At 73.0% G+C, this 18,114-nt stretch carries 22 protein-coding genes; 15 read left to right on the top strand and 7 right to left on the bottom strand.

Going from position 1 to position 18,114, the window contains the following annotated elements; translation table 11 throughout:
* The first annotated feature begins 73 nt into the window (after positions 1-73).
* From NBH00_RS17140 to ilvD, 4 genes are all read left to right on the top strand, one after another.
* On the top strand, positions 74-307 hold the full coding sequence (locus NBH00_RS17140) for a hypothetical protein (protein WP_254569813.1): 234 nt from the start codon (positions 74-76) through the stop codon (positions 305-307).
* 39 nt (positions 308-346) lie between these two features.
* Positions 347-970, top strand: coding sequence for a hypothetical protein (locus tag NBH00_RS17135; RefSeq protein ID WP_254569812.1), 624 nt, complete (start codon positions 347-349; stop codon positions 968-970).
* Between the two features lie 109 nt (positions 971-1,079).
* Entirely contained in the window at positions 1,080-1,967 is an 888-nt protein-coding gene (locus NBH00_RS17130) for a transposase (RefSeq protein WP_254569811.1), read from the top strand.
* Between the two features lie 143 nt (positions 1,968-2,110).
* A complete protein-coding gene (ilvD, locus tag NBH00_RS17125) occupies positions 2,111-3,796 on the top strand; it encodes a dihydroxy-acid dehydratase (RefSeq protein ID WP_254569810.1) in 1,686 nt (561 codons plus the stop codon).
* On the opposite strand, the gene NBH00_RS17120 is transcribed toward ilvD, so the two are convergent.
* Positions 3,783-4,844 (bottom strand): alpha/beta fold hydrolase, encoded by a 1,062-nt coding sequence (locus NBH00_RS17120; RefSeq protein WP_254569809.1) that lies wholly within the window; start codon positions 4,842-4,844, stop codon positions 3,783-3,785. The genes ilvD and NBH00_RS17120 overlap by 14 nt on opposite strands.
* A 22-nt stretch (positions 4,845-4,866) precedes the next feature.
* Between NBH00_RS17120 and NBH00_RS17115 the strand changes: the two genes are divergently transcribed.
* Positions 4,867-5,442 carry a 5' nucleotidase, NT5C type gene (locus NBH00_RS17115; RefSeq protein ID WP_254569808.1) on the top strand — a complete coding sequence of 192 codons (576 nt, stop codon included), beginning with the start codon at positions 4,867-4,869 and terminating at the stop codon, positions 5,440-5,442.
* 179 nt (positions 5,443-5,621) lie between these two features.
* Positions 5,622-6,665 carry a L,D-transpeptidase family protein gene (locus tag NBH00_RS17110; protein WP_254569807.1) on the top strand — a complete coding sequence of 348 codons (1,044 nt, stop codon included), beginning with the start codon at positions 5,622-5,624 and terminating at the stop codon, positions 6,663-6,665.
* 38 nt (positions 6,666-6,703) lie between these two features.
* Here the strand turns inward: NBH00_RS17110 and NBH00_RS17105 are convergent, their stop codons facing one another.
* The gene (locus NBH00_RS17105; RefSeq protein ID WP_254569806.1) at positions 6,704-6,991 is read right to left on the bottom strand and encodes a hypothetical protein; all 288 of its coding nucleotides are present in this window, start codon (positions 6,989-6,991) and stop codon (positions 6,704-6,706) included.
* On the opposite strand from NBH00_RS17105, the gene NBH00_RS17100 reads away from it, so the two are divergent.
* The 4 genes from NBH00_RS17100 (at position 6,975) to NBH00_RS17085 (ending at position 9,868) form a co-directional block, all read left to right on the top strand.
* Positions 6,975-7,922: a tyrosine recombinase gene (locus NBH00_RS17100; RefSeq protein WP_254569805.1), complete on the top strand. Its 948-nt coding sequence runs from the start codon at positions 6,975-6,977 to the stop codon at positions 7,920-7,922. The two genes, NBH00_RS17105 and NBH00_RS17100, sit on opposite strands and share 17 nt — an antisense overlap.
* A gap of 22 nt (positions 7,923-7,944) precedes the next feature.
* On the top strand, positions 7,945-8,724 hold the full coding sequence (gene whiG, locus NBH00_RS17095) for an RNA polymerase sigma factor WhiG (RefSeq protein WP_254569804.1): 780 nt from the start codon (positions 7,945-7,947) through the stop codon (positions 8,722-8,724).
* A 67-nt stretch (positions 8,725-8,791) separates the two neighbouring features.
* The gene (locus NBH00_RS17090) at positions 8,792-9,619 is read left to right on the top strand and encodes a hypothetical protein (protein ID WP_254569803.1); all 828 of its coding nucleotides are present in this window, start codon (positions 8,792-8,794) and stop codon (positions 9,617-9,619) included.
* Between the two features lie 30 nt (positions 9,620-9,649).
* Entirely contained in the window at positions 9,650-9,868 is a 219-nt protein-coding gene (locus NBH00_RS17085; RefSeq protein WP_254569802.1) for a hypothetical protein, read from the top strand.
* A 9-nt stretch (positions 9,869-9,877) separates the two neighbouring features.
* Here NBH00_RS17085 and NBH00_RS17080 read toward each other — a convergent pair whose 3' ends face one another.
* Positions 9,878-11,506: a hypothetical protein gene (locus NBH00_RS17080; RefSeq protein WP_254569801.1), complete on the bottom strand. Its 1,629-nt coding sequence runs from the start codon at positions 11,504-11,506 to the stop codon at positions 9,878-9,880.
* Positions 11,507-11,621: 115 nt separating this feature from the next.
* On the opposite strand from NBH00_RS17080, the gene NBH00_RS17075 reads away from it, so the two are divergent.
* Together NBH00_RS17075 and NBH00_RS17070 are read left to right on the top strand one after the other, a co-directional pair.
* Positions 11,622-12,422 carry an alpha/beta fold hydrolase gene (locus NBH00_RS17075; protein ID WP_254569800.1) on the top strand — a complete coding sequence of 267 codons (801 nt, stop codon included), beginning with the start codon at positions 11,622-11,624 and terminating at the stop codon, positions 12,420-12,422.
* Positions 12,423-12,469: 47 nt separating this feature from the next.
* Positions 12,470-13,288 (top strand): COG4705 family protein, encoded by an 819-nt coding sequence (locus NBH00_RS17070; protein WP_254569799.1) that lies wholly within the window; start codon positions 12,470-12,472, stop codon positions 13,286-13,288.
* 9 nt (positions 13,289-13,297) lie between these two features.
* On the opposite strand, the gene NBH00_RS17065 is transcribed toward NBH00_RS17070, so the two are convergent.
* Positions 13,298-14,488 carry an RNA polymerase sigma factor gene (locus NBH00_RS17065; protein ID WP_254569798.1) on the bottom strand — a complete coding sequence of 397 codons (1,191 nt, stop codon included), beginning with the start codon at positions 14,486-14,488 and terminating at the stop codon, positions 13,298-13,300.
* On the bottom strand, positions 14,485-14,841 hold the full coding sequence (locus NBH00_RS17060; RefSeq protein WP_254569797.1) for a YciI family protein: 357 nt from the start codon (positions 14,839-14,841) through the stop codon (positions 14,485-14,487). The genes NBH00_RS17065 and NBH00_RS17060 overlap by 4 nt, the downstream gene beginning before the upstream one ends.
* Positions 14,842-14,929: 88 nt before the next feature.
* On the opposite strand from NBH00_RS17060, the gene NBH00_RS17055 reads away from it, so the two are divergent.
* Genes NBH00_RS17055 through NBH00_RS17045 form a run of 3 tightly spaced genes read left to right on the top strand, consistent with a single transcriptional unit; the run spans position 14,930 to position 16,387 of the window.
* Entirely contained in the window at positions 14,930-15,520 is a 591-nt protein-coding gene (locus NBH00_RS17055; protein WP_254569796.1) for a pyridoxamine 5'-phosphate oxidase family protein, read from the top strand.
* On the top strand, positions 15,517-16,122 hold the full coding sequence (gene thpR / locus NBH00_RS17050; RefSeq protein ID WP_254569795.1) for an RNA 2',3'-cyclic phosphodiesterase: 606 nt from the start codon (positions 15,517-15,519) through the stop codon (positions 16,120-16,122). Before NBH00_RS17055 ends, thpR begins: the two co-directional genes overlap by 4 nt.
* A 52-nt stretch (positions 16,123-16,174) precedes the next feature.
* On the top strand, positions 16,175-16,387 hold the full coding sequence (locus NBH00_RS17045; protein WP_254569794.1) for a hypothetical protein: 213 nt from the start codon (positions 16,175-16,177) through the stop codon (positions 16,385-16,387).
* A gap of 15 nt (positions 16,388-16,402) precedes the next feature.
* On the opposite strand, the gene NBH00_RS17040 is transcribed toward NBH00_RS17045, so the two are convergent.
* On the bottom strand, positions 16,403-16,768 hold the full coding sequence (locus NBH00_RS17040; RefSeq protein ID WP_254569793.1) for a DsrE family protein: 366 nt from the start codon (positions 16,766-16,768) through the stop codon (positions 16,403-16,405).
* 99 nt (positions 16,769-16,867) lie between these two features.
* Entirely contained in the window at positions 16,868-18,025 is a 1,158-nt protein-coding gene (locus tag NBH00_RS17035; protein ID WP_254569792.1) for an oxygenase MpaB family protein, read from the bottom strand.
* Positions 18,026-18,114 lie beyond the last annotated feature (89 nt).

Raw genomic sequence — 18,114 nt, 5'->3', positions numbered from 1 at the left:
GCCCGAGCGGGCGCAGAACCGGTGGGCGGGGGCGGTGCCCTTTGCCATACTCGATCGGGTGAGGTTCCTGCGGATGAAGCCCGGGCATGGTGAGGTCGTCCTCGCGGAAGGCGACCTGGATGTCGCCGCGGACGAGCAGCGTCTCGTGGACGAGTTCCGCGCGCAGCTCGACCAGGGCATGTGGGCCGCGGTGCCGCAGACCGCTGCCTCCGGACGCCGCGAGGCGCGGATGGTCAAGGCCTTCGACGAGATCCCGCGCGACGCCGAGCGAGTCATCTTCTTCCCGCGCGCCGCCGGAGGCGCGTAAGCTCGAGACCCGCCCGTTACGCCCGCCGCCGCGTCGCCCGTGCTCCTCGCCTTCAGCGCCACCCTGATCGTCATCGTCGCCCTCCTCTGGGAGGTCGCGTGGCCGCAGACGCGGGAAGCCCTCGACCGGCGCCGCGCCCGTCGACAGATCGTCCCGGACGACGGCTTCGACCCCGGCCGCGAGCGCCGCGCCGAGCAGCGCGCCCGGCAGCTGCTGCGCTCGTGCGTCAACGAGGAGGAGTGGGCGATGTACCGCGACCTCGGGTTCATCCGCGTGTGGGGCCGCCTCGCCGAGGGCCCCGAGCCCGGTGCGAGCACCCAGACGGACGCGGGCGCGCCGTACGCCTACCTCGTCTACCCGCACAAGCCGATCGTCGCCTTCCTGCCCCAGACCCGGCACCTGCTGAACGAGTACTGCGTGGAGTTCCCGGACGAGACGCGCCCCTACGGCAGCCCGCGGCTGCCCGACAGCGACGACGTGCTCGCGAAGTGGATGGCCCTCACCGGGGACGAGCGGCGTCTCATCGACAGCGCGAACATGCACCTTCCCGGCCGCCAGGTCGACCCGAAGCAGGCCCGCCGCGACCTGTGGCGCCTGAGCGAGTGGGAACGCGCGCGCCTGGCTCGCGAGCGCCGCAGCGCGAGCGGCACGAGCGCCGCCTAGATGAGTGATTCCACGCCTGGGTTGGGGGCGTGGGTTTGGAGGGGACATAAGCAGGCAGGTCGAAGTCGGCGGTGCTCACAACACCCATCGCCGACCCTGGGGGCCTCGATTGGACGCCGACCTCGACCTGCTGCTCATCACAGTGTTCTGCATCGCCGACGATCTCCTTCCTGAGAAGGCGGCGAACGCCAGGCGCAGGCTCAGCGACGCGGAGGTCATCACGTTGCTCGTCGCACAGTCGATGATGGGCATCACCTCCGACCGGCGGTTCTTGCGCGCCGCCGGCCGGCAGCTCACCGGCTTGTTTCCGTCGTTGATCGGCCAGTCGGGCTGGCACAAACGCCGCGCCCGGCTGGTCGATGAGCTGGAACACGTCCTCTCCGTGCTCGCCCGCGAGTGCCCGGGGTACTGGGATGACGTCGTCGTCATCGACTCAACCCCGGTGGAAACCGCGCGCTCGCGCGAGACCGTCAAGCGCGCCGGCGCGGGCCGCCTCGGTGATGCGATCGCCGACGCTGCCGCCTACGGCTACTGCCCCAGCCACTCCCGCTGGTTCTTCGGCATGCGCCTGCACGGCGTCTTCGGCCTGGACGGCACGCCCAGAGCGCTACGGCTGCTCGGGGCCGACCGGCCCGAACGCGACGTCGCCCTCTCGATGCTCCCCGGCGCGCTCCGTGGCGGCGAGACGATCATCGGCGACAAGAACTACTCCGGCCGCGACTTCGCCGCCGCGATCGGGCAGATGGGAGCCCTGCTACTACGGCCCCCACGCAAAGACGAACCCCAGACCGCGCCACGGCTGGCCAAGGTCCGCCAACGCGTGGAGTCGATCTTCTGGACCTGCAAAGACCTGCTCAGCCTCGAACGCCATGGCGCCCGGACCCTGCACAACCTCCGCGGCCGCGTCCTGCAACGCATGCTCGCCCTCACCGCCGGCATCTACCTCAACAGCCACCTCGGCCGCCCGACCCGCGCCCTGGCCAACTACACCAGCTGACCAGACCGCGGAATCAATCATCTAGGCCCGGAGGCGCACGAAACGCACGGATGACGTGGTGTTCGTGCGGGTCGGGCCCCCAAGGAGGAACCGTCCGCGCCGGCGGCCGGGATACGCCATCCGACGGGTAAGGTCCCCGGACGATGAGCACCAACGGCTTCGATCCCAAGCACCGCTCCCGCGCCCTCACCGAGGGTCCCCAGCGCGCGGCGGCCCGCTCCTACTTCCAGGCCATCGGCTTCGACGACGAGGCGATGTCGAAGCCGATCATCGGCGTCGCGTCGACGTGGATCGAGACGATGCCGTGCAACTACCACCTGCGTGCGCTCGCCAAGCAGGTCAAGGACGGCATCCGCGCCGCCGGCGCCACGCCGATGGAGTTCAACACGATCGCGATCTCCGACGGGATCACGATGGGCACGAGCGGGATGAAGACGTCGCTCGTCTCCCGCGAGGTCATCGCCGACTCGATCGAGCTCACGGCCCGCGGCTACCTCTTCGACGGCGTCATCGGCCTCGCCGGCTGCGACAAGACGCTCCCGGGCGTCGTCATGGCGCTCTGCCGCCTCGACATCCCGAGCATGATGTTCTACGGCGGCTCGATCCTCCCCGGCACCTACCAGGGCGAGGAGATCACGATCCTCAAGGTCTTCGAGGCGGTCGGCGCGCACGCGGCGGGCAAGATCACCGACGAGGAGCTCAAGGCGATCGAGATCGCCGCGAGCCCCGGCCCGGGGGCCTGCGGCGGCCAGTTCACGGCGAACACGATGGCGATGGCCTTCGAGGCGCTCGGCATCTCGCCGATCGGCTCGGCGATGGTCCCCGCCGTCGACGCGACGAAGGCGAAGGTCGCCTACGCGTGCGGCGAGCTCATGGTCGACCTCCTCAGCCGCGGGCTGAAGCCGTCGGACATCATCACCCGCGAGTCGCTCGAGAACGCGATCGCGACCGTCGCGACCGGCGGCGGCTCGACCAACGCCGTCCTGCACCTCCTGGCCGTCGCCCGCGAGATGGGCGTCCCGCTCGACATCGACGACTTCTCGGACGTCCTGAACCGCGTCCCGCTGCTCTGCGACCTCAGCCCCGGCGGGCGCTTCAACGCCGTCGACCTCCACAAGGCGGGCGGCATCGAGCTGACCCTCCAGCGCCTGAACGAGGCCGGCCATCTGCACGCCGACGCGATCACGGTGAGCGGCAAGACCGTCGGCGAGCACGCCGACGCCGCGGTCGAGACCCCGGGCCAGCAGGTCGTCCGGCCGCTCGACAATCCGATCAAGCCCCACGGCGGCATGGCGGTCCTGCGCGGCAACCTCGCGCCCGGCGGCTGCGTCGTGAAGCTCGCCGGTCACGACCGCCGCCTCTACACCGGGCCTGCCCGCGTGTTCGAGGGCGAGGAGGCCGCGATGGCCGCGGTCGCCGACGGCACGATCAAGGCCGGCGACGCGGTCGTCATCCGCAACGAGGGCCCGGTCGGCGGTCCCGGCATGCGCGAGATGCTCGCCGTCACCGCCGCGATCAACGGCGCCGGCCTCGGCGAGGACGTCATCCTCATCACCGACGGCCGCTTCTCCGGCGCGACCCACGGCTTCATGTGCGGCCACGTCGCGCCCGAGGCCGTCAAGGGCGGCCCGATCGCCGCCGTCGCGGACGGGGACATGGTCACGATGGACGTCGACGCCGGGCGCCTCGACGTCGACCTCACCGACGAGGTCATCGCCGAGCGCGTCGCGGCCTACGTCGCGCCCGAGGCCGTCGACTGCACCGGCGTGCTCGCGAAATACGCGAAGCTCGTGTCGAGCGCCAGCGAGGGCGCCGTCACGCTGGTCTGACGCGCGGGCGGGCGCGCACGCCCGCCTTCGCGAGCAGGCTCGGGCCGATGCCGCTCCCGCCGCCGATCCCGGCGAGGAACTCCGCCACGCCGGGATTGAAGTGCGACGGGCGCTCGAGCATCGCCATGTGGCCCGTCTCGTCGAGGACGACCACGTGGGCGCCCGGGATGAGCTCGCCGAAGCGCGCGGCGTCCCGCACGGGCACGAGCCGGTCCTCGGTCCCCCAGTAGACGAGCGTCGGGCAGCTGATCTGCCCGAGGCGGTCCTCGATGTCGTGGTCGGTGAGGGCGTCGAGCGCGTCGACGAACCCCGGTTTGCCGTTGCCCTGACGGATCTGCTCCGCCATCAGGGCGTTCGGCAGCCGCTCGGGATGGAGGACCGCGAGGTGCATGAACAGCCGTCGCAGCCGGGCCCGCCGGGCGACCCAGTCCGCGTGGGTGGCGACCATCGTGCCGCCGGCGACGACGAGCCGCTCGGCCCGGCGCAGGACGCCGAGGAACCGGTCGTTGCGGAAGGACCGGGCGTCGAGGCCGGCGGGGGAGACGAGGACGAGCGCCGCGACGCGTTCCGGTGCGCTCATCGCCATCTCGAGGGCCGCGAAGCCGCCCATCGAGTTGCCGACGACGCAGGCGCGGTCGAGGCCGAGCTCGTCGAGCAGGCCGACGAGGGTCGCCGCGTAGCCCGGGATCGAGATGCGGCCGGGGGTGCCGCCGGGGGCGGGGGAGGGGCTCGCGCCGAATCCGGGGAGGTCGACCGCGACGACGCGGTGGTGCCCGGCGAAGAACGGGAGGTTCTCCAGCCAGTTCTGCCACGACCCGGAGAGTCCGTGCACGAACAGCATCGGGAGGGCCTCCGGTGGCCGCTTCTCCACGGCGAACGGGCCGGGAACGGGGGCGCCGGGACCGAGATCCACGACGTTGACGGGCTCTCCGGCGACGTTCACCCAGCGCTGGTGCAGACGCCAGTCCACGTCGAGCCACGGCGAGCGTCCGTCCGGCCCGTATGCGCCGGGATCGGGGACCGGCGCTCCCGGGGCCACACTCGCCATGGCCTCTACGATAGTGCCCGGCATGCGCATCGCGATCGACATCGACTCGACCCTGCACCACTACTGGGACGTCCTCTCGGAGGCCGCCCAGAAGCGCTTCGGCATCGAGCTCCCCTACGAGGAGCAGTTCACGTGGGGCATCACGCGCCTGAAGCCCGAGCAGCTCGAGGTCTGCATCGCCGAGACCCACTGCGAGAAGAGCATCTTCAAGTCCAAGCCGTACGCCGGCGCGGTCGACACGATCAACCGCTGGCACGAGGCCGGTCACTTCATCCACATCACGACCCACCGGTCCGCGGACGCGCACGAGCCGACCGCCCGCTGGCTCGAGCACCACGGCCTCTCCTACGACGAGCTGTACTGCAGCGACGACAAGGTCGCCCGCTGCGTCGAGATCGGCATCGACCTCCTCATCGACGACAGCCCGGAGAACCTCCTGCGCGCCGTCGACTCCGGGATCGCCGCCGCGACGATCCTGCACCCGTGGAACCGTGACGTCGTCGAGGAGGAGGGCATCCTCGCCGCCGCCGACTGGCCCGCCCTCACCGTCGCCCTGGAGACGCGGCTCGAGCCGCTGCGGCGGCGCGCCGTCTCCTGACGCAGCTCCGCGGCGCTCGTGCGTGCGTTCCCGCGCCGGTCGCCGAGCGTGCGGTCGGCCCGCCGAACCGCCGGAATCGGCCGCAGAAGTGTGAATCCTGACGCACTTCCCGCCGGACCGGGCGTCCCGGCGTTGGTGGGACCCCGCGCCGATCCCTACGCTGTGCGGGGGATTTCACCATGCGGACGCGGACATTCATCATCGTCGGGCTCACGCTCGCCATCCTCCTCGGCGGCGCGGGCGCGATCTACGCGTACGACAACTCGCGCGGGGACACGATCGCGAAGGGCGTCACGGTCGGCGGCCTGGACATCGGCGGGCTGAGCGTCGCCCAGGCGCACCGGCGCCTGGAGACCCAGTACCTCGCCGCGCTCCGTCGCCCGATCGTCATCCACCACGACACCTCGACGTGGACGCTCGGCGCCCGCGAGGCCCGCATCGAGGCGAACATCGACGAGGTCCTCTCCGAGGCGCTGACCCGCAGCGGCCAGGGCAACATCCTCAGCCGCACCTGGCGGCGGCTCACCGGCGGCACCGTCGACACGACGCTCGACCCGCAGGTGACCTACTCCGACGCGGCGGTCCTGCGGATGCTCGACAAGGTCCGCCGGGCCATCGACCGCAAGCCGACGGACGCGAGCCTGTCGATCTCGCTCGCCGGCTTCAAGAAGGTCGACAGCCGCGACGGCCTGGAGGTCGACCGCCACACGCTCCACCAGCAGATCGACGCGGCGATCGTCTCGACGACGGCGAAGCGGACGTTCGTCGCGAAGACGATCCACCACAAGCCGAAGGTCACCACCGGCCGGCTCGCGAAGCAGTCCGGGACGATCCTCATCGTGAACAAGAGCACGTTCAGCGTGAAGATCTACAAGAACCTGAAGTTCGAGAAGGCCTACCCGATCGCGATCGGCGCGCCCGGGCACGACACGCCCGAGGGGACGTTCCACATCCAGGGCAAGCAGATCGACCCGGTCTGGTCGGTCCCGAACAGCCCGTGGGCGGGCGAGCTCGCCGGCACGACGGTCGAGGGCGGGACGGCGGCGAACCCGCTGAAGGCCCGCTGGCTGGGCGTCACCGACGGCGTCGGCTTCCACGGCACGAGCGACGACGCGTCGATCGGCTCGGCCGCGTCGCACGGCTGCATGCGGATGCACGTGTCCGACGTCATCGACATGTACCCGCGCGTGCCGGTCGGCGCGACGGTGTACATCTCCCACTGACGGCGCCGCGTGCGCGTCGCCGGCACGGCCGCCCCGGGTCAGGGCAGGGGCACGGTGGCCCGGATCTCCTCGACGGCGATCTCCTCCCACCCGCGCTCCAGGAGCAGGGAGTGGTGGGGGCTGTGGCGAAAGACGAGCGAGCCGATGAAGATGCCCTTCTCCTTGCGCCGCATCACCGCGTACCACATGGTCGTGGCGTCGCCCGTGCCCTGGATGCGGAACCACGGCCGCGACGGGATGCCGTCCTCGGGGGCCACGCCAGCCTCCACGAGCTGGTGCTGCGTCGCCACCTGACCGGTCGCCGTGTCGATGAAGAACAAGGCCATCCCGAGCGAGAATAGTGCGCCCCCGGCTCCGGGCGGCCTCTCCCCGGTCTGGAGCGAGGCCCTCCGCCTGTTCGACGCCGACCTGCGCCGCCGCGGGATGGCGGAGAAGACCCGCCGCGCGTACGGCACCGACGTCGGGCAGTTCGCCGCCTGGGCGGACGCCCACGGCCTCGAGCCGCAGACGGTCGTCCTGCGCACGCTCCGCCGGTACGCCCAGCATCTCTCCGAGGCGGGGATCCAGGCCGCGAGCGTGTCCCGCAAGCTCGCGGCCCTGCGCGCCCTCTTCCGCGTCCTGCGCGAGCACGGTCAGATCGCCGCGAACCCCGCCGACCTCATGGCGTCGCCGAAGGGCGAGAAGAAGCTCCCGCGGGTCCTGAAGCCCGCCGAGCTCGCCGCCCTGCTCGACCGCATCCCCGTGTCCACGCCGCTCGAGCTCCGCGACCGGGCCCTGCTCGAGGTCGCCTACGGCGCCGGGCTGCGCGCGGAGGAGCTCGTCGACCTGCAGGTCGCCGCCGTCGACTTCGACGGTGAGCAGCTCCGGGTCGAGGGCAAGGGCGGCAAGACGCGCTTCGTGCCGCTCGGCGAGCACGCCGCGGAGGCCATCACGCGCTACCTCGGCCGCGCCCGCCCGGCGCTCAGCCGCCAGGACGGGGAGAGGGCGCTGTTCCTCTCCAAGAGCGGCCGGCCGCTGTCGACGTCCGACGTGCGCCGGCGCCTGCGGGTGTGGACGCGGCAGGCGCAGCTGCAGGGCGGCGTCTCCCCGCACGCGCTGCGGCACTCGTTCGCGACCCATCTGCTCGACGGCGGCGCCGACCTCCGATCGATCCAGGAGCTCCTCGGGCACAGCAGCATCAGTACGACTCAGATCTACACACGTGTAGAGTCCGCGAGGCTGCGTTCGGCGTACGCCTCTGCCCATCCAAGGGCCTGATCGCAGCAGGAGAGCACACTTCGTGGAGACCAACGTCAAGGCCATCGAACTCAAGGACATGTGGCGTCGCTACAAGTCCTCGGGGGACGAGCGCGCGCGCGAGCGTCTCGTCGTGGCGTACTCGCCTCTCGTGAAGTACGTCTCGGGACGGATGGCGTCGGGGCTCCCGGCGCACGTCGACGAGGCCGACCTCATCTCCTACGGTCTCGTCGGGCTCATCAACGCGATCGAGCGGTTCGAGCTCGAGCGCGAGATCAAGTTCGAGACGTACGCCATCACGCGCATCAAGGGCGCGATCATCGACGAGCTGCGGTCGCTCGACTGGGTGCCGCGGTCCGTCCGCGCGAAGGCCCGCGAGATCGAGCGCGCCAACGCGAAGCTCGAGCACCGGCTGCAGCGGGCACCGACCGACGAGGAGATGGCCGCCGAGCTCGGCATAGAGGTCCAGGACTTCCTCGCGTCGCTCCTGCAGATCTCGAACTCGACGATCGCCGCGCTCGACGAGCTGTGGACCGTCGGCGACGCGTCGGGCGACCAGGTCTCGCTCCTCGACACGCTCCAGGACCCCGGCGCGCCGGACCCCGCGGCGGTCATGGACCAGACCGAGCTGAAGGACCGCGTGGCCGACGCGATCGCGCGTCTGCCCGAGCGCGAGAAGCTCGTCGTCGCCCTCTACTACTACGAGAACCTGACGCTCCGCGAGATCGGCGAGGTCCTCGGCGTGACGGAGTCCCGGATTTCGCAGCTGCACACGAAGGCCGTGCTGCGCCTGCGCTCACGGCTCACCGACGACGATCGCTGATCGCCGCCCCGCAGGGGCAAAAACGCGCCCGGATCCCGGCCGGTCCGGTGCTAGTCTCAGCCCCTCTGTGACCCGCAAGACCATCGTCACCAACATGGCCGTCATCGGCTGCGACGTGTGCGGCCGGACGCTCCTGCGTGGCGAGAACGCGGACGTCTTCCTCCACGGCGGCTCCCGCCGGACGGTGTGCGAGCTGTGCACGACGCGGGCGATGCACGAGGGCTGGATCCGCGAGGGCGTCGACGACGCGCTCTCGGGCCGGCGCAGCGGCGAGCGCACCTCCGCCCGGTCGCTGCTCGGCCGCCTGCGCTCCCGTGCGCGCGCCGACCGCGCGGGCGACGACCCGGTGCCGGAGGCCACGCCGGTCTACGACCCGGCGTCCTACGACCCCGATCACTACACCCCGGCCCACGGCGCCGGTGAGATGCCCGCCCCCGTCGCCGCGCCCGCGCCCGCGCCCGCGCCCGCGCCGGTCGCCCACGCGCCGATCACCGCCTCGCACGCGCCCGCCGCGCCCGCCCAGTGGCCGGCCGACGACGCCCCGCGGGACCGCGGCATCAGCGCCGTCCCGACGAACGCCGAGCGCAAGGTCGCCCGCGCGCTGGAGGTCTTCAACCTCGGGCCGCACACCCGCACCGTCTCCGGCGTCTCCCGCTCGCTCGGCGCGCCGATGGTCGCCTCGCGGCCGTCCGCGACCGAGGGCAGCGTCGTGACGATCGTCGTCGCCTGGGAGCTCAGCTGGTACCGCTACGAGGTCGACCTCGGGGACGAGGCCTCGGGCGCGCGCGTCACGGGGCAGGGCACCGAGCTCGCGGAGCTGCCCGCCGAGGACCGCGTCGCGAACGTCCGCGCGGACGAGGGCGGCTTCCTCCACCCGGCCGCCGAGCTCGCGTAGGATCCTGACCGAGATGCCCGGAGCCACCCGATGATCTACTGCGTCGTCCCCTCCCCCCTCGAAGACGAGCTGTACGACAAGCTCGTCGCGTACTACGCCGACGACCCGAACGTCGAGGTCATCGTCGACCGCCGCGAGAGCGAGCGGCGCACGAAGGGCGCGAAGGCGCCCGAGGGCACGCAGCGGACGGTCCGCGACCGGCGCCGGCCACGCGTGGCGGGGGAGTTCCCTCCCACCACCACGGCCTGAGCGTCGCGCTCAGCCCGCGGCGGGCGGCAGGCACGCCGGCGCGTCGCGGAGCGCCGCGCCGAGCGACCAGCGCGCCGCGATCCGCACCGGCCCCGGGCCGGCCGCGTCGACCGCGGTCCAGCCCCCGTGCGTCGGGGCGACGCAGGCCCGGCCCGCCGTGACGGTCCAGTACGGCGTGTACCGCAGCCGGACGACGAAGCGTCCCGCGCGCCGGGCGCGCAGCGCGAAGCGGTCGCGTCCGAGGGACGTCACGCGGCCCGGACCCCAGACGAGCGGGGCGTGGCCGCGGACGGCGTAGATGCGCCAGTGGCGGGTGCGGAGCACGGGGGTGAGGAACGGCAGCCCGTGGCGGACGAGCGCCGCCTCGAGGCGGCCCGTGCCGTCGAGCGGCACGTCCGGCAGCGCGACGTACGCGACCCCGGTCGTCGCGAGCCAGCGGTGGTACGCCGCGGCGGTGAGCGGCCCGTCGAAGAGGCCGTCGTACTTCACGTCGAGCTGGCGCTCCCAGCCGCGGGCGAGGAGGTAGCGGCGCCCGAGGAAGACGCTCTCCCAGTGCGCGCGCGTGAACGGCACCTCGACCCGGACGGGGGTGCTGTGGCGGGCGGCGAGGAAGCGCTCCACCGGGAGGTAGTACGCGGCCCGGACCGACGGGTCGTCGTCGGCCCGCAGCGACTGCACGACCGGCCCGGTGATCGTCCAGGCGGCGAGGCCCGCCCCTGCGACGGCGAGCGCGGCGACGAGGCGACGGTCGCGCAGCCGGGCCCGGCCGGGGCCGGCGAGCGCGCAGAGCAGCAGCGGCCCGGTGAACATGACCCCGAGGCGCACGACGTTGCTGCCCATCGGCGTAAGCGGCAGCAGCGATGCCAGGACCGCGAGGGCGTAGAGGACGCCGCCGGTGCGCAGCACCCGTTCCTGGCGGGGGAGGAGCACGACGAACGCCACCGTCGCCCCGGCCGCCGCGAGGAAGGACGTGAGCGCGAACGGCTGCACCCCGCCCTCCGGGAAGAGCACCGCGAGGGCGCCGACGAGGAGCAGCGGCGGCACGACGAGCGCCACGCTGCGCGCGCACGGCCGCCGCGCGGCGACCGCGAGGGCGACGCCGGCGAGGGCGAGGAAGAGGCCGGCGACGGGGCTCGTCGCCGCGCATGCTGCGGCGAGCAGCGCGGCGAGGCGCGGGCGGTGGCGGGCGGCGGCGAGCGCGGCGGCCAGCCCGGCGGTGACGCCGAGCGCGAACGTCAGCCGCCCGATCCAGAGGTCGCCCGACGCGGCGACGGCGAACCAGGCGGTCGCGAAGCGCGTCTGCGGGCCGAAGCGCCCGCGGACGAGGCCGGCGAAGAGGACGGTCGACGTGATGACGGCGAGCGCCCCGAGCGGCCGCAGGCCGACGAGCGCGGCCATCGCCGGGAACGTCAGGCTGTAGCCGGGGAGGTGGTGGCCCGCGTACCAGTTGTTGTCCCAGACCGCGAAGCCCGCGTGCCGGAAGAGGTCGACGCGGTAGACCTGGGCGGCGAGGTCCGGTGAGCGCGGGTCCACGAGCAGCCAGGCGACCGCGATGAGCGCGGCGAGCAGCGGCGCGCCGTCGAGGCCGACGGGCCACAGGCCGGTCGCACGCCGGGGCAGGGTGGGGGCGGCGACCATGCGAGGCAATCTACGCACGGCGGCGCCCGCCGCCGGTGAGCATTCAGGGAACCGTCATGGCTTGTTCAGGAACCGCGCCACGCCGTCCTCGGTCGCGCGCCGTAGCCTTGCGCGCGTGGACACGACCTTCACCCCGGCCCACCGCGGCGGCGCCGGCAGCCCGCTCGTCTGCCTGCACGGCTTCACCGACACGTGGCGCACGTGGGAGCTCGTCCTGCCGGCGCTCGAGCGCCGGCACGACGTCCTCGCGCCGACGCTCGCCGGGCACGCGGGCGGGCCGCTGCTCGGGGCGGGGCCGCTCGACGTCGCGCTCGTCGACGCGGTCGAGGCGGCGATGGACGACGCCGGCTTCGACACCGCGCACATCGTCGGCAACTCGCTCGGCGGCTACCTCGCCTTCGCCCTCGCGGCTCGCGGCCGGGCCCGGTCGGTCGTCGCGCTCGCGCCCGCGGGCGGGTGGGCGAAGGGGGACGGCACGGTCGGCGCGACGCTCGCGCACTTCACGACGATGCAGGACCTGCTGAGGCTCGCCGCGCCGCGGGCGGAGGAGATCGTCGCCACGCCCGAGGGCCGCCGCCGCGCGACGACCTTCACCGCCGAGCGTTGGGAGCACATCCCGGCCGCGCTGCTCGCCCACCAGATGCGCGGGGTCGCCGCCTGCGAGGCCGTCGGGCCGCTCGTCGCCTTCGCGAGCGAGACCGGGTGGCACGTCGACGCCGAGGCCGTGCGCTGCCCGGTCCGCGTCGTGTGGGGGACGGAGGACAAGCTCCTCGCCTGGCCGTCGGCGGCCGCCCGCTTCCGCGAGGAGTGGGTGCCGCACGCGGACTGGGTCGTCCTCGACGGCGTCGGGCACTGCCCGCAGCTCGACGTCCCGCTCGAGACCGCGGAGCTCATCGGCGGCTTCACCGCGGCATAGCGTCGCACTCAGGAAACCGTCAGGCGGGCGCTGGCAGCCTGCGGCGCATGAGCACTGCCACGCGCACGACGCCTGCCACGGGAACCGGCCTGTTCGGCCGCAACGTGCTGAACAAGGTTCCCGAGGTGACGATCTACTTCTGGATCATCAAGATCCTCTGCACGACGGTCGGCGAGACGGGGGCGGACAACCTCTCAAGCAGGTACAACCTCAGCGACGCGACGCTTGCGTATTACACGGGCGCGATCCTCGTCGCCGTCCTCGTCTTCGTCTTCGCCTTCAACAAGTACATCCCGCTCTTCTACTGGGCCGGGATCGTCCTCATCAGCGTCGTCGGCACGCTCATCACCGACAACCTCGTCGACAACCACGGGGTCGCGCTGCATACGACGACGATCATCTTCTCGATCGCCACGATCGCGAGCTTCGCGATCTGGTACGGCGTGGAGCGGACGCTGTCGATCCACTCGATCGTCACCCTCCGCCGCGAGGTCTTCTACTGGGTGACCGTCCTGTTCACCTTCGCGCTGGGCACCGCCGCCGGCGACTACATCGCCGAGACGAGCGGCCTGGGGTACTGGAAGTCGATCATCCTCTTCGGCGGCTCGATCGCGGTCATCACCGTCGCGCACCTGAAGTTCGGCCTCAACGCGATCTTCGCCTTCTGGGCCGCGTACGTCCTGACCCGGCCGCTCGGCGCGTCGATCGGCGACTACATGTCCCAGGCCAAGGCCGACGGCGGCCTCGCGCTGGGGACGAACACGACGAGCTACATCTTCCTCGGGACGATCCTCGCGCTCGTCGTCTACCTCAGCATCACGCGCGTCGACCAGACGCCGCCCGAAGCCGAGGCGCTCCCCGCCTGACCCGCCGGGTCAGCGGCCGGTCTCCGCGCCGACGGCCGCCAGGCGCCGCTCCAGATGGCGGCGCTCGGCGTCGTCGTGCGCGAGCTCCAGCGCGCGGACGTACGCGTCGCGCGCCTCGGTCGTGCGCCCGAGGCGGGCCAGCAGCTCACCCCGCGTAGCGTGGAGATAGTGGTACGCCTCGAGCCCGAGCCCGTCGGCGATCGCGAGGCCGGCGGCGGGGCCTTCGGCCTCCGCGACCGCCACGGCGCGGCTCAGCTCGACGACGGGCGAGGCCGTGACGCGGGCGAGCTCGCCGTAGAGCGCGGCGATCTGCGGCCAGTCGCGTGGCGTCTGCGCGTGGAGGGAGGCGATGGCGGCCTGGAGGACGTAGGGGCCGCGGCCGCGGAGGGCGAGCGCCCGGTCGAGCGCCGTCCGGCCCGCGGCGATGCCCGCGGCGTCCCAGCGCCCCGGGTCCTGATCGGCGAGGAGGACGAGGTCCGCGCCGTCGAACCGGGCGTCCCGCCGCGCGTGGTGCAGGAGCATGAGCGCCAGCAGTCCGTGGACCTCCGACTCGTCGGGCATGAGCTCCGCGAGCGCGCGGCCGAGGGCGAGCGCCTCACCGGTGAGGTCGGCGCGGCCCCCGTAGCCCTCGTTGAAGATGAGGTAGACGACCGCGAGCACCGTCGCGAGCCGGTCGGGCAGCAGGTGCGCGGGCGGGACGCGGAACGGAATGCCGGCCGCCTTGATCTTCCGCTTCGCGCGGACGAGCCGCTGGGCCATCGTCGCCTCGGGGACGAGGAACGCGCGGGCGATCTCGGGTGTCGTCAGCCCGCCGAGCGTCCGGAGCGTCAGCGCGACCTGCGCCGGCCGGTCGAGGGCCGGGTGGCAGCAGGTGAAGAGCAGCTCGAGCCGCTCGTCGCCGAACCGCGTCTCGTCGAACGGGTCCACGTCGTCCTCCACGGCCTCGGGGACGTCGAGCAGCTTCGTCTTCGCCGCGAGCGTCCGCTCGCGCCGCAGGCGGTCGATCGCCCGGTTGCGCGCGGTGGCCACGAGCCACGGCCCCGGGGCGGCGGGGACGCCCTCACGCGGCCAGCGCTCGGCGGCGATCGCGAACGCCTCCTGCGTGGCCTCCTCGGCGAGGTCGAAGTCGCCGAGGAAGCCGATGAGGGCCGCGAGCACGCGGCCCCACTGCTCGCGGAAGGTCTGCTCGAGCTCCGTCACCGCTCCGCGAGCGGACGGACCTCGATCGCGCCGCCCATGCTCGCCGCCGGGATGCGCGCCGCGAGCTCGATGGCCGCGTCGAGGTCGTCCGCCTCGAAGAAGCAGTAGCCGCCGATCGCCTCCTTCAGCTCGGCGAACGGGCCGTCCGTCACGAGCGTCGAGCCGTCCTGCACGCGGACGGTCGTCGCCATCTCCGGCGGCTGCATCCGGACGCCCGGCGTCACCCCCGGCGTCTCGTTCAGCGCCTGGTACGCCGCCAGCACGCCGCCCTGCTGCTCGGGGGTGAGGGCGTTCCACTCGGGGCTGCCGGGGAGCGGGGTGGTGCCCTGGTGGATCAACAGCATGTACTTCATTCGAGGCCTCCTCGGTGGTTGGTCGCCTCAGAGACGAACGGGGAGCGGCGTGATCGACACCTCGCCGGAAATTTCTCGGGTGAGGCGGATGAGAGCAGATCTCCAGGCCCTCCGCCGGGGGTGGTTCAATCGTGAGGTGCACGAGACGGCGGACGACCTCGCGGCGCTCCAGGCGCTCATCGACCGCAGCTACGCCGCTGCGGGCGAGCACCTGCTGAGCATCCGCACCCCAGAGCGCAGGCTGACCGCCGCGCAGGTGAGCGTGCGGCTGCAGGGCATGTGCCTGCTCGCGCTGGCGACCGTGACGGCGACGGGCGAGCCGCGCATCGGCCCGGTCGACGGCATCTTCCTCCGCGGGGCCTTCCACTTCGGCTCGGCGCCGCACTCGGCCCGCTTCCGCCACCTCGGCGCGCGCCCCGCGGTGAGCGCGACGTACCTGCCCGGCGAGGAGCTCGCCATCACCGTCCACGGCCGCGCGGTCCCGGTCGACGTCAGGTCCCCGCGGGAGTTCGCGTGCCCTGCTCGACATCTACGTCCCGCGGTACGGGCCGGAGTGGGAGGACTTCCTCGACTCGGGCCCGGTCTACGCGCGGATCGAGGCCGAGCGGATGTTCACCTACTCGATGCCGCCCGGGGGTTGAGGGCCGTGCCGCCGCCGCGGAGCCGGACCCCGCCGTGAGCCCGCACCGGCGCCACGCCGCCACGGGGAGCCACCGCCTCTTCGTCGCGGCCGATCCGTCCGCTCCGGTCGCCGCGCAGCTCACCGCCTGGGGCCGGTCACAGCGCACGCGGGGCGGCGGGCTGCGGGTCCTCGCGGCGTCGTCGATCCACCTGACCCTGGCCTTCCTGGGCGCGCGCCCGGCGGCCGACGTCGGGCCGGTGTCCGCGGCGGTCGCGGGCTCGGTCGCCGAGTGGACGGCGGCCGGGGGAGGCGGGGCGATCGGCCTCGAGCTCGCCGCGCCGGTGTGGCTTCCGCCCCGGCATCCACGGGTGCTCGCCGTCGAGGTGGGGGACCCCGACGGCGCGCTCGCAGCGCTGCAGCGCGCGGTCGCCGCCGGGCTGACCGCCGCCGGGCTGTGGGCTCCCGACGGCCGTGCCTTCCGCCCGCACCTCACCGTCGCCCGCCTGCCGGCCCGGGCGCGGGCGGACCCGTCCGGGCCGCTCGACCCGACGCCGGCGGCGGCGTTCACCGTCGATGCGCTGATCGTCTACCGCTCGTTCCTGCGGCCGGAGGGCGCGCGCTACGAGCCGCTCGAGCGCCTGGCGCTGAGCGGTCCCTGACGACCGCCCCCTCTTGATCCGGTCTTCAGGATCCGCTCGTACCGTCCATTACATGACCCGTCTGCTCGTCCTCGTTCCGATCGCCGCCAGCGCGCTGCGCTCCGGTGACGTGGTCGCGGACGCCTCCGGTCGCGGCGCCGTCATCCAGGACGTGCGCCACACCTGGCTCGGCTGGCTCGGCCTCTCGCCGCGGACCCTCATCCGCGGTGAGTGGACGACGGTCGCCGTGACGGGCTGGCCGGCCCGGGTCGCCATCGGCCGCTGATCGCGCGGCACGTCCTCAGTAGCTGAAGACGCTCGCTGCCTCGTCGCCGATCCACTCCCACAGCGGGGTGGCGCCGGCGAGCCTCGCGTTCGCGACGAGGTCACCCTCGGCGAGCTTCCGCGAGTTGAAGCAGATCGGGCAGACGAGGAGCTCGCCGCCGGCGTCGGCGTACTGCTGGAAGATCCTCGCCAGCGGCGGGCAGCCGTCGCACGCGACAGCGTCCGCGTGCCCGGGGAGCGCGAGCCGCACCGCCTCCTTGGTGAGGAACATCGCCACCGGCCGGCCCTTCGCCGCGGCGGCGCCGCCGACGAGGAACGCGACGGTCACGCGCTCGGCGTCCTCGAGGCCGGTGGCGAGGTTGATGACGACCTTGCTGCTCATTGCCGATCCCCCTGAAGCGATTGCGGATGCCAGGGCAAGCCTCGCCCGATACGCCGGTGGATGCAAGGCCGGGGCCGAGGGCCCCCCGGCCGCGGCCGCTCAGCCCACCGCGTACAGGTCGGCGACCTCGGGCGGCACCGGGGACGACGGCGGGTAGACGACGATGCTCTGGTCGTGGCCGAGCTCGGCGTACAGCTCGGCCGGGGTGGGCAGGCGGTGGCGGCGGTAGGTCTCCTCGGGGGTGAGGACCTCGTCGCTCAGCGGCTTGATGCCCATGAGCATCGGCCCGGCGATCGGGACGGTCGACGGCGACGCGATCGCGATGATCGCGAGCTTCATCCGCGGCGACGTCTCGGCGATGCGGAGCAGCGCCTTCATGACCGGGCGGATCGCGACGTCGAGGACGCGCGCCTGGTGGAGGTTCGCGAGGTCGCGCTGCCACCGCGGCAGCGTCGCGATGACGGCGACGCGGAAGAGCCTGCCGAAGAGCCAGAAGCCGGGCGCCATGATCGCCGGCGCGACGGGGTAGATCGCGTCGATGCGCGTCAGGTGGTCCATCGCCTCCTGCGTCGCCTCGGACGCGGCGAGCCGCGGGCGCATGCGGCGGAAGTACTCTCGCACCTCGTCACGGCTGCGCGGGACGCGGGCGGGGTCGATCGTCTGGGCGTGCGCGGCGGTCGCGCAGTCGGCCCAGTACTCCCGCTCCTCGGCCTCCGACAGGCGGCCGGGGCCGTAGACCTCGTACGTGTAGAGGATCGAGTGCCAGGCGGTCATGTGGATCCACAGCTGCTCGTCCGGGTTGTTCGGATCGGAGATGAGGCCGGACACCGGGTCGGGGCTCGCGGCCCGCGCGTGGACCTTCGTGAGGACGTTGCTCGCCTTGGCGATCTTGCCCGAGTCGGCGAAGAGGCAGGTCGCGAAGTACCGCAGCGTCCGGTCGTAGCGCACGCGCGTCTGGCTGTAGATCTTGCTCGAGCTCTTGACCGGCGCGATGAGGAACGGGTCGAGCTCCTCGACGACGACGGAACGGCTGAAGCCGATCGTCATGGCCGTGGGATAGGCCCACACGCGGCGGGTGACCGAGTCGGGCCCGAACCAGCCGTGGTCCTCCATCGGCTCGAGGTGCTTCGGGTTCGCGCGCCGGATGAGGGCGAGCATCCCGCCCTGCTTGCCCTTCACCGCCGCCGCGTCCCCGGGGCTGCCCGCGACCGGCGCCGCCGCCGTGTCGCCGGCGGTGCCCGCCTCAAGCTCGCGCATGAAGTCCTGCGTCTCGATGAGGTGCTCACGTCATCTCCCTTTCCCGAAGGCCCGATCGCTTACGTACGGTAGCGTACATACGCTTGCGT

The organism is Paraconexibacter antarcticus (genome assembly GCF_024220175.1).
GTDB lineage: Bacteria > Actinomycetota > Thermoleophilia > Solirubrobacterales > Solirubrobacteraceae > Paraconexibacter > Paraconexibacter antarcticus.
The sequence above is the reverse complement of the archived record's forward strand: the minus strand, read 5'-3'. Positions and strand labels throughout refer to the sequence as shown.

Excerpts from the sequence above, each read along its gene's own strand:
- NBH00_RS17140 (WP_254569813.1), top strand. The coding sequence starts at position 74 with ATGAAGCCCGGGCATGGTGAGGTCGTCCTCGCGGAAGGCGACCTGGAT.
- ilvD (WP_254569810.1), top strand. The coding sequence starts at position 2,111 with ATGAGCACCAACGGCTTCGATCCCAAGCACCGCTCCCGCGCCCTCACC.
- NBH00_RS17120 (WP_254569809.1), bottom strand. The coding sequence starts at position 4,844 with ATGGCGAGTGTGGCCCCGGGAGCGCCGGTCCCCGATCCCGGCGCATAC.
- NBH00_RS17115 (WP_254569808.1), top strand. The coding sequence starts at position 4,867 with ATGCGCATCGCGATCGACATCGACTCGACCCTGCACCACTACTGGGAC.
- NBH00_RS17110 (WP_254569807.1), top strand. The coding sequence starts at position 5,622 with ATGCGGACGCGGACATTCATCATCGTCGGGCTCACGCTCGCCATCCTC.
- NBH00_RS17100 (WP_254569805.1), top strand. The coding sequence starts at position 6,975 with ATGAAGAACAAGGCCATCCCGAGCGAGAATAGTGCGCCCCCGGCTCCG.
- NBH00_RS17105 (WP_254569806.1), bottom strand. The coding sequence starts at position 6,991 with ATGGCCTTGTTCTTCATCGACACGGCGACCGGTCAGGTGGCGACGCAG.
- NBH00_RS17085 (WP_254569802.1), top strand. The coding sequence starts at position 9,650 with ATGATCTACTGCGTCGTCCCCTCCCCCCTCGAAGACGAGCTGTACGAC.
- NBH00_RS17080 (WP_254569801.1), bottom strand. The coding sequence starts at position 11,506 with ATGGTCGCCGCCCCCACCCTGCCCCGGCGTGCGACCGGCCTGTGGCCC.
- NBH00_RS17070 (WP_254569799.1), top strand. The coding sequence starts at position 12,470 with ATGAGCACTGCCACGCGCACGACGCCTGCCACGGGAACCGGCCTGTTC.
- NBH00_RS17060 (WP_254569797.1), bottom strand. The coding sequence starts at position 14,841 with ATGAAGTACATGCTGTTGATCCACCAGGGCACCACCCCGCTCCCCGGC.
- NBH00_RS17055 (WP_254569796.1), top strand. The coding sequence starts at position 14,930 with ATGAGAGCAGATCTCCAGGCCCTCCGCCGGGGGTGGTTCAATCGTGAG.
- NBH00_RS17045 (WP_254569794.1), top strand. The coding sequence starts at position 16,175 with ATGACCCGTCTGCTCGTCCTCGTTCCGATCGCCGCCAGCGCGCTGCGC.
- NBH00_RS17040 (WP_254569793.1), bottom strand. The coding sequence starts at position 16,768 with ATGAGCAGCAAGGTCGTCATCAACCTCGCCACCGGCCTCGAGGACGCC.
- NBH00_RS17035 (WP_254569792.1), bottom strand. The coding sequence starts at position 18,025 with ATGCGCGAGCTTGAGGCGGGCACCGCCGGCGACACGGCGGCGGCGCCG.